General features: G+C 63.6%; 8 protein-coding genes and 4 pseudogenes. 6 read left to right on the forward strand and 6 right to left on the reverse strand.

Annotation, left to right across the window (positions count from 1 at the left end):
• Positions 1–71: 71 nt before the first annotated feature.
• The 3 genes and pseudogenes from ACFWDI_RS40285 to ACFWDI_RS40295 form a co-directional block, all read right to left on the reverse strand.
• Positions 72–419, reverse strand: coding sequence for an ATP-binding protein (locus ACFWDI_RS40285; RefSeq protein WP_385312002.1), 348 nt, complete (start codon positions 417–419; stop codon positions 72–74).
• The gene (istA, locus tag ACFWDI_RS40290) at positions 416–2,011 is read right to left on the reverse strand and encodes an IS21 family transposase (protein WP_385312003.1); all 1,596 of its coding nucleotides are present in this window, start codon (positions 2,009–2,011) and stop codon (positions 416–418) included. The genes ACFWDI_RS40285 and istA overlap by 4 nt, the downstream gene beginning before the upstream one ends.
• Positions 2,012–2,320: 309 nt before the next feature.
• Positions 2,321–2,476 (reverse strand): annotated as a pseudogene (locus ACFWDI_RS40295) (IS701 family transposase); the annotation flags it as partial.
• A 129-nt stretch (positions 2,477–2,605) separates the two neighbouring features.
• On the opposite strand from ACFWDI_RS40295, the gene ACFWDI_RS40300 reads away from it, so the two are divergent.
• From ACFWDI_RS40300 to ACFWDI_RS40325, 6 genes and pseudogenes are all read left to right on the forward strand, one after another.
• On the forward strand, positions 2,606–3,208 hold the full coding sequence (locus tag ACFWDI_RS40300; RefSeq protein ID WP_385312005.1) for a transposase: 603 nt from the start codon (positions 2,606–2,608) through the stop codon (positions 3,206–3,208).
• Positions 3,205–3,732: a transposase gene (locus tag ACFWDI_RS40305; protein ID WP_385312006.1), complete on the forward strand. Its 528-nt coding sequence runs from the start codon at positions 3,205–3,207 to the stop codon at positions 3,730–3,732. Before ACFWDI_RS40300 ends, ACFWDI_RS40305 begins: the two co-directional genes overlap by 4 nt.
• A gap of 1,245 nt (positions 3,733–4,977) precedes the next feature.
• A pseudogene (locus ACFWDI_RS40310) lies at positions 4,978–5,493 on the forward strand (transposase family protein); the annotation flags it as partial.
• Positions 5,391–5,813 (forward strand): annotated as a pseudogene (locus tag ACFWDI_RS40315) (transposase); the annotation flags it as partial. The pseudogenes ACFWDI_RS40310 and ACFWDI_RS40315, both read left to right, overlap by 103 nt.
• A 67-nt stretch (positions 5,814–5,880) precedes the next feature.
• Entirely contained in the window at positions 5,881–6,177 is a 297-nt protein-coding gene (locus ACFWDI_RS40320) for a transposase (protein ID WP_385312009.1), read from the forward strand.
• Between the two features lie 7 nt (positions 6,178–6,184).
• Positions 6,185–6,556 (forward strand): annotated as a pseudogene (locus tag ACFWDI_RS40325) (alpha/beta hydrolase fold domain-containing protein); the annotation flags it as partial.
• Between the two features lie 522 nt (positions 6,557–7,078).
• Here the strand turns inward: ACFWDI_RS40325 and ACFWDI_RS40330 are convergent.
• The 3 genes from ACFWDI_RS40330 to ACFWDI_RS40340 all read right to left on the reverse strand — a co-directional run.
• The gene (locus ACFWDI_RS40330) at positions 7,079–7,654 is read right to left on the reverse strand and encodes a hypothetical protein (protein ID WP_385312010.1); all 576 of its coding nucleotides are present in this window, start codon (positions 7,652–7,654) and stop codon (positions 7,079–7,081) included.
• Positions 7,654–8,121, reverse strand: coding sequence for a hypothetical protein (locus ACFWDI_RS40335; protein WP_385312012.1), 468 nt, complete (start codon positions 8,119–8,121; stop codon positions 7,654–7,656). Before ACFWDI_RS40335 ends, ACFWDI_RS40330 begins: the two co-directional genes overlap by 1 nt.
• A 617-nt stretch (positions 8,122–8,738) precedes the next feature.
• Positions 8,739–8,917, reverse strand: a 179-nt coding sequence (locus ACFWDI_RS40340) for a transposase family protein (protein ID WP_385312013.1), incomplete at its 5' end; no start/stop codon positions are given.

An 8,917-nucleotide genomic window follows, 5' to 3' on the forward strand; every position in this document is an offset into this window, starting at 1 on the left:
CGTTGATAGCAATGCATCAACGACGCAGAACGCTCACGGTGACGCTCGTTGAAGACAGAGAAGAGAGGGGCTCAGGCCCCGTTGATAACGGGCGGTCCGAACAGAATTACGGACTCGCCGGAGTGGAGCCAGCGCAGGGCCGCGAGGTCGCGGATCTGGGCGGCGGGAAGTTTCGGGGAAGCCTGGAAGTCGAAGCCTTCCAAGGTGGCCTGCTGTTCGAACCTGGCCCGGCGCAGGCGCCGTTCGAGAGCGACGGTTTCGCGGCGGGTGATCTCGTCCTGGCAGAGCACCTGGAGGAAGTCCAGGTGCCCGAGTTCTCCGCCTTGGGCCTGAGTAAGACGGGCGTCGAGGGTCTCGAGCATCCCCGAGAGTCGCAGGGTCTTGAGCGACTCGCGCAGGGCGGTGGTCATCACGCTCATCGCGTGGCCTCCTCGGCGTCGCCGTGGCCCTGGTCGTCGTGGAGTTCGACTGGCCTTTGGGCGGGAATGTCGGCGGCGAACAGTCCCTCGGGGCCGTGCAGGAAGGCTGCGGCCCCCGCGTCGCCGGTGTCCGGCTCGGGATCGGTCTCGGTGCCGGCGACCAGGATGCCCTTGACCGTGCGATAGGACGGATCACCAACCGTGATCGCCTTCCTGCAGGCGGCCTCCAGTCGCGTGTCGCCGTACTTCTTCCGCAGCCCGATGACCCCTTGGGCAGCGCGGAGCCGGTAGAGCGCGTTGACCTCCAGAAGTTGGTCGATCACTTCCCGACAGCAGTCGCCGACCTGCGAGGCTTGGCCACGGCACCAGATCGGCGTCCGCATCTGGAAAGCGATCTTCTCGGGCGGATAGTCGCCTCTGTCGGTGCGCTTGCCCTGTTCCAGGGCCGCGTGCGTCTTGACGAGCTCACCCTCGTGGAAGATCTGCACCATCGTGGCGGTGGAACGGACGTCGACGCGTCGCCCGACCAGTTTCCAGGGCACCGAATAAAGGGTGCGGCCGACCTTGACGTGGATGTCCGGGCCGACGGCGGCCTTCGACCACTTGGCCAGCACGAATGACTCCCGCGGCAGCGGCAGGAGGGTCTCGGCCTCCACCGCCTCGAACACCGCTAGCGGCTTGGCCCCGCCCAGCGGCCGGCACTGCCGCTGACCAGCGACGTTCCTGCCCCAAAGAAGGGCCTCGGCCTGCATGTGCTCCAACGAGGTGAACGTCCGCCCGCTCCAGAGCGAGTCCCGAACATAGGGCATGGGCCGCTCCACTCTGGGCTTGTCCTTCGGATGAAGAGCCCGTGCCGGATCCACCAACGTGCCGTAATGCGAGGCGAGTTCGGCATACGACTTGTTGATCTGCGGGTCGTAGAGGTCGGGCTTGTCCACCCCGGTCTTGAGGTTGTCCGGCACCAAACGGCGCGGGACGCCGCCGAAATAGCGGAAGGCTTCCACGTGCGCGACGGTCCACGAGTGCTGATCCATGTGCACCACGGGGCGTACGAACATGTGCCGCGAGGCGGGCAGCACCATCACAAACGCCCAAATCCGGTGCCGCTTACCGGTAGTTGGGTTGAACCACTGCCCCAGGAAGCCATAGTCGATCTGGGCCTCCGAGCCCGGCTCGACGTCATCCCGCAGCACCGTGACCTTGGAGCGGGCCGCCTCGTCGGGCAGGTTCTCCGACACCCAGCGGCGGAACGTCGACAGCGACACCTTCAACTTGCCTTCGTCCCACAGCCGTTGATGGATCGTAGTGACCGTCGTGGTCCTCAGCAGCTCCTTGACGAAATCGCGGTGCGGTTCGATCTCTCCCCACCGCACCTGGTTCAGCTTCCGGCTGGCGAGCTCCGGGAACCAGCTCTTGAGTAGTTTGGCCCAGTCCGTCTCGCTCATCGGCGGCCCGCCCGGGCTGATCCCGGCCGCCTCCGCCGGCGCCAGGTACTTCCTGATCGTCTTGCGGTCCACCCCCAGCGAGGCGGACACCTGACTCTTGGACCGGCCCGCGTACCAGTGCACGTAGATCTCGACGATGTCGACCACGGTGAATGTTCTCCTTGCCATCCGGTGTGCCCGTTGACCTCTCGGCTCGCAGGTCAAGGGACCGCGACGACTCCGAGAGGACAGGACCCTCAACCCGGGCACCGGCATGCCCATGGGGAACCCGACCGATTCGCAAGGAAGATCCAACAGCAGCTCAAACCACCCGAAACAGGGAACATCAGACCAGTTCGAGCATGGTCAGCAGCACCACCTACGGTCAGCGCCCCGGTGGGGAACCGTGACCGCGAAGGTGGGGAATTACCTGACGCTGATCATGCAGATCGCGGGGAAAATTCTGACCGCTCACATCCAGCCGTTCTTGCGCTCAAGCGGAGCAATCAGGCCCCGCATATAGGCCAGCGCCGACTCCCGCGGCTCCGACCGGCTGAACCGGTGCACAAACCGCCCGTGCACCGCATCCAACGCACTCGCCCACACACGAACATCAGCAAGGTCCCCACCCATAACCACACCAACGATCGAGCTGGCCAGCAGTCACGGTAGACACCGTTGCAGTACTAATGCTGGATTCCGCTTTGGCTGGGTAGATGTCCTGGTGGCGGGGTGGTTTGCGTACTCGGGGGCGGGCTGCACATGGTGTTACGGGCACGGCTGAGTGGTGACGGGAATGAGCAGGCGGTGGTTCGGCGGCTGGCGCGGGCACGGAAGGCGCCACGGGATCTGGTCACGCGGGCCCGCATGATCGAGTTGAGCTGGCAGGGCATGCAGGTGCCGGCGATCGCGGCCGAGGTGGCCTGCAGCCCCAAGACGGTGCGGTGCTGGCTGCACCGGTTCAACCGGGCAGGGCTGGAGGGCCTGGAGGATCTGGGCGGCCAGGGGCGCAAGCGGCGGATCACCGAGACCGAGCGGTCGAGAATCATCGGCCTGGTCAAGCGGCCACCGCCGGGGCGGCTGACCGTGCAGGCCGGCGGGGAACTCGTCGCGGACGATGAGACGGGGCCGCCGGAATGGACGCTGGATGCGCTGGCCCAACAAGCACAGGCGATGGGGATCGAAGTGGGCCGGTCCCAGGTGCGCCGGATTCTGCTGGCCGAGGGCGTGCGCTGGCGCCGCACGCGGTCCTGGACCCGTTCGAAGGATGCGGACTTTGAGGGAAAAGGACGCGGATCATCGGTCTCTACGCCTGCCCGCCCGACGGTGCGACGGTCGTCTGCGCCGACGAGCTCGGACCCGTGATCCCGCGCACGTTCCCGCCGGCGCCGGGCTGGTCGCCGGACGGACACCGCATCAAGAACGAGCTCGATTACGGCCGCGGGCCGGAGAAGACCTGGGTCTACGGGGGCCTGCGCATAGCCGACGGGCATGAGATCACGATGACCGCCTCGTCCCGCAACAGCGCCTTCTACCAGCAGTTCCTGCAAAGACTCGAGGACGCCAACCCGAGCGGCGACATCTACGTGGTCACCGACAACCTGTCCTCGCACAACAGTGTCTCCACCCGGCTCTGGCTGGAGGACCACCCCCGCATCCGGCACGTCTTCATCCCCGTCGGCGCCTGCTGGCTCAACCTCCAGGAAGGCTGGTGGCGCATCTTCCGCAAGGCCGCCCTGGCGGGCCAGTCCTTCGCCGGACCGGCCGAGATCCACCAAGCCACACAGCTGGCAACAGCCCAGCTCAACACCCGCGCCAAACCATGGATATGGGGCAGACCCGCCCCTCCCACCCGACGACTACGCCGCCGATTTGTGTACTGCCTTTGAGGAATCCAGCACTAAGTGTGACCACCGCTAGGTCCAGGTGTGTAACGGTACTAGCCCACTGTCGTCCATTCATCAGCCTGGAACGTGCATGAGGTGTGATTTACGAGGATCACATCGACGGACCAAAGAGACACCTTCGAGTGCATGGATTGCACCATCTGCCATTCCGATGTGATCATACGTTCAACCGCCGCTGCACGTCTGGTCTGCTGACGAGTTTCCCCAGGGTGCGCCGTAGTTGCTGCCCCGTGCCTTCAGCGGCTCGAGCCATCGGAACTCATCTGGCCCAGTAGCTGTTCCTACACACCCCCGACCGTAGGAAGTTTCCTACGGTCGGCGGAACTGCGGCGGGGTACATTGGTGTAGTTGTTCCACCACGGCAGGAAGAGGAGAGGAAATGAGAGTGAGAGTCTGGGGGCCGGCAGCCAGCGCGGCATTGGCTTGTGTAATGATTTCTGCCACTCCAGTCCAGGCCGCAAGTCGAGAAGTAAGGATCGTTTTTCACAATGCAACGTCCTGCACCCTTCTCCTCAAAGAGCGAAGCCTAGCTCACGGAATTTGGACGCGTGACCCGGATGCTACTGTCGAGCCTGGCGGGTACGACTTGCTGGCCTCCGAAAGCGATGGAACCTTCACGGGGACAAAAGGCTCTGTGACTTACGTGACGATTGGATGCAAAAGCAGCGCAATTCAGGGGGGAGTGGTCACATTCACTTGGGATAATCCGTATTGGGGCGACAATAAGTACTCCTTCAATGTAAGATCCATTGCTCTCCAGGGGACCTACAGCAAAGGTGGTGACGATTCGGCCCGGGTGTATGCTACGCTCGCCGAAATTTGAGTGATGCACCGGCAGCGAGACGAGTGGTGCGGATGATTCATCCACTCAATTCATCGCGAATTAGGGTGATCGGGCGTTGCTCGTCATCCGTAGCGGGCACCGCGTGGATGAACGAGTTCGTCGACGAGTTCCACAGTGTCGGGTACTCGGCCGGTACGATTGTCGTCGATCCAATGAGGCAGTGGACCCTGTATACCGGGTCTTCGAATTTAGTGGGGGTGGGACGGTAACGCCCTGACGTTCGGTCACTGCCCGTGATGGGCCTGTGGTGTTGGCGCCCCGGACGCAAGGAGCCCGCGAGTCTTCGTGATCATGGTTGTTCTCTACGCAACCGATCACGATGAACCCACGGGCTTGAGCACTCACGATACCGAGATCAACAGGGACGCGACGCCTGCCCCTCCTGCGGGGCCTTCTCCACCCAGCTGAAGGACTACCGCACCACCACTCCGAGGCATCTGTCCTGTGGCGGGCGCCCGGTGGGCATCCGCTGGCGCAAGGCACGCTGGCACTGCACTGAAGTGGCCTGCGCGCGCGGCTCGTTCACCGAGTCGATACCTCAGGTGCCCGCCCGGATGCGGACCACCGCGGCCCTGCGCGAGGCGGCCGGGGCCGCGGTGGTCGACGGCGGGCGCACGGTGGTGCAGGCCGGCCGGGATCTGGGCCTGTCCTGGCCGATCGTCCAGCACTGCTTCGAGGGTTACGCCGCGAACGTCCTGCCCTCCGACTCGCCAGCGTGCGAGGCGATCGGGATCGACGAGACCCGGCGGGGCAAGCCGGTGTGGAAGCAGATCCGGACACGGAGAAGTGGGAGCTGGTGGCGGACGCCTGGCACATCGGCTTCGTCGATGCGATCGGCGGACGCGAACTGTTCGGGCAGGCCGAGGGCCGTAATGCCGCCTCGGTCGCCGACTGGCTGAGCGCCCAGCCCGCCGCCTGGCGCGAGGCCGTCCACTACGTCGCCATCGACCTGTGCGCCACCTTCCGCGCCGCGATCCACCGCGCCCTGCCCCACGCCAAAGTGGTCGTCGACTGCTTCCACATCGTCCAGCTTGCCCAGCGCCACCTCGCCGACCTGCGCCGACGCCTCACCTGGAAGCAGCACGGCCGCCGGGCCCGCAAGGGCGACAGCATCTACACCGTCCGCAGACTGCTGCGCCGCAACGAGGAAGACCTCACCGCCGAGCAACGCAAGCTCCTCAAAGTCGAGTTGGAGCACATGGGCACCTACGGGAAGCAGATCTACGCGGCCTGGCAAGGCAAGGAACTCCTGCGCGACCTCCTTCACCTGGCCGTCACCCGCGCTCATGTCACCCCCCGGCCACTCCGCGATCTCCGCTACCCGCTACCGCTTCTTCGCCCACGTCGCCGGCCACGCCCACCTGCCCGAACTCGTCACCCTCGCCGAGACCGTCGAGCAGTGGTGGGACGGCATCGAGACCTACCTGACCACCGGCATCACCAACGCCGCCTCCGAGGGCAACAACCGCCTCATCAAGCTCGAAGTGCGCAACGCCTTCGGCTTCCGGAACCGAGCGAACCAGCGCCTGCGCTCACGCTGTGCAACCACCCGGCGGAGCCGACGGGAGGCCCACCCCCACTAAATTCGAAGACCCCTCATACCAGCAGTTTGCCACCGGCTACTTCCTGCGCCGCGACGGCATGCAGTGGTTCTCGGACCAATACACCACCGACGAAAACCAGCGCGCCGAAATAACGGCCTCGCCGCTGCGCGCCACCACCGACCAACTTGCCGGCCTGCCCCCGGCCCTGGTCATCACCGCCGAAGCGAACGTGCTGCGCGACGAAGGCGAGGCATACGCCAACAAGCTCCGCGCAGCCGGCGTCCCCGTAACGGCGGTGCGCTACCAGGGCATCATCCACGACTTCGTGATGCTGAATGCCTTGCGCGAGACGCGCGCCGCCGAGGCCGCCCTCACACAGACCATCGCCACCCTGCGTACCGCCCTCGGCACCTCGTAACCCAGCCGCCTGTGGGCCTCGGGCAGCACAGCAGCCCGAGGCCCACAGACTGAGCCCCTTCCAACTTCGCGTTGAGAGGGCGCGGCTGGCCAGGACGAGGCTGGTGATGCGGGTGGTGGAGCAGCCGGCTTGCGCAGAAGTCAGGGCGGCCACGGCCCATGCGACGACCGCCCGGAGCTTGGAGTGCGAGCGGTTGACGGGCAGCACTGCCAGGCTAGAGCACACGCACCCTGACAACCCTTGTCAGCTCAGCAGTTGACCCTAGGTTTGAGCGAGCGCATCAATCTGTCCACCTCGCCCCTGCGCTTCTTCGCCCGCGAGCTAAGCACGCGGTACCGAGAGCCGGGGCACTCGCAGATGCGCCAGGACCAGCAGCGACTGGCGCACGGCGGGCATACGACGCCACCCGCGGCACACCTACGCCCGCCTCGCTGCTGAATTCACCTGGGAGTTCGCATAGCCGTACCAGTAGGTTGCGGCTTTCCATCTGCTGTCCGCCGCTCGCAACATACCCGCCGCGAGTCACGCCTCATTGATCTCTGCCTTAACGACTGCCTTATCTCCCTGACCAGGACCGCTGAAACTCCCGAGAAAAGAGGCAGAGGTGTCGAACGTGTATGTATTCTCCGACAACTGCCGGTTACTATTCCACTTAAACGTGATCAGCTTTTCATTGAGCGTGGAATCCTTACACTCCACCGTCTCGTAGGTCACCGACCCCGAAGTTCCTGCCTTGCCCTCTGTGCTGATCAGGTCGGAGCGACCCGCCTCGACGCGCGGGTTCGGCCGGTTAGTCCAATTACTCGGATAGAATCTGAAATAACGTCCTTCAGGCAAAAACGCGCCGGACGTCATCCAGTCATCAGCCAGCAGCGTACACGAAGTGTGATTGCTGATGATCACGTCCACCGCACGCACCGTGTCGGCTTGTGCTACCGCAGGGAACAGCAATACGTCAGCCAGTGCTGCAGACGCAGCCACACGCCAGACCTTTCCTCTCACTGTTTTTCCTCCGCTGAACTGGAAGTTCTCCCACCAGCGACTGACGAACTTCGCCCGCCCCGGCAAACCAGGTGGGTGCCGCAAGCGCCTGTTCATCAACGTGCTGCTTCCCAAGCCTGGGCGGAAAGCGTTTCATTTTTCGGGATAGGGCATGAGGTGCCTCGGGGGCAATCAAAGGCAAATCCCGGAGACGAATCATTGAAGTTATATGAAAATACACCCCTTGTCCCCCTGATGGAAAGCCCGATCCCTCGCCTGTTGAGCGAGTCATCTTTGCAGTTGACCGCCTCGTAGGAGATATCTTGGTGGCGATTACCGCCAATACCAGAAATGAAGTTGGTGAACGTTAGGATATAGTGGGAGGTTTCGCCAACACCGATTGAGATGTCCGGCTGCTCCCTGAATACAAAGTTTCCCTCCGCTCCCCGGATGGTGAGAGTGCAGGCGGTGTGGTTTGTGAAGTTCACCGTCATCGAAAACACGTCGGCATGCGCTGGGTTCGCGGAAACGAGGGTTCCGATGGCTGCGGCAGCGGCGGCATAGCCGCAGAGGGTCTTCTTCATCGATATTCCTTTCTCATTCTAAATTGCGACCCATGGCGGCTGGTCTCTAGGCTGGGGTCTCTCTTGGCGCCTACGCTTCGACTCTTTGCGTCCGCGAGATGGCGGTAGAAGACAGATGACTGTCTAGCTTCCCTGTTGGTCATGTTCCGTGGGACAGGCCGCGAGGATCGCATCAGGAGAAGCACGGCCAGCATATCAAGCGGAGACCACTTCCAGTCTCATCGCCTGCTCAAAGGTCCCCCATTAGTACTCATGGGGGAATGAGTTAGGCTAAGTGGTGGACAAATGGAACGCTCCCGGGTGGAGAATCGCGAGAGGGTAGCCACCCAAAATGCACACCGGTGAAGGGTACGGTGTGCCTTCTCCGGGAATGCGTGCGATAAGGGTTACACTTTGGCTCATAATACTCATTGTGAGATCGGGCGGGACGAAACCAGGCACGCACGGCGCGCATTCCGCAGTGGCAACGTCGCCGACGGCGAGCAGGAGGGATCGCCACTGACGGCTTCCGTGCCGTGAATGCGCCGTGACGGTCAGCATCGAGCGATTCCATGCGTGGCGGATTGAGATGCTTTGACAGAGAGGGACATCGCGGTCAGCTATGCCAGGAGCCTTTTTCACGTGTAGATCATGAGGGTGAGGAGGGCTGCGGAGACTGACGACAGTTTGTTCGGGCTGATGCGGGCATGGCGGAGGATCCGCCAGTGCTTGATTCTCGCGATGGTGCGTTCGACTGGAGCCCGCAGTGCGGCGTGGATCTTGTTCGATGCCTTGTGCTTGCCGCTGAGTTCGGTTC

The organism is Streptomyces sp. NPDC060064 (assembly GCF_042736455.1).
GTDB lineage: Bacteria > Actinomycetota > Actinomycetes > Streptomycetales > Streptomycetaceae > Streptomyces.

Coding starts and splice junctions, on each gene's coding strand:
- ACFWDI_RS40285 (WP_385312002.1), bottom strand. CDS start 419: ATGAGCGTGATGACCACCGCCCTGCGCGAGTCGCTCAAGACCCTGCGA.
- ACFWDI_RS40300 (WP_385312005.1), top strand. CDS start 2,606: ATGGTGTTACGGGCACGGCTGAGTGGTGACGGGAATGAGCAGGCGGTG.
- ACFWDI_RS40320 (WP_385312009.1), top strand. CDS start 5,881: ATGTCACCCCCCGGCCACTCCGCGATCTCCGCTACCCGCTACCGCTTC.
- ACFWDI_RS40330 (WP_385312010.1), bottom strand. CDS start 7,654: ATGAACAGGCGCTTGCGGCACCCACCTGGTTTGCCGGGGCGGGCGAAG.
- ACFWDI_RS40335 (WP_385312012.1), bottom strand. CDS start 8,121: ATGAAGAAGACCCTCTGCGGCTATGCCGCCGCTGCCGCAGCCATCGGA.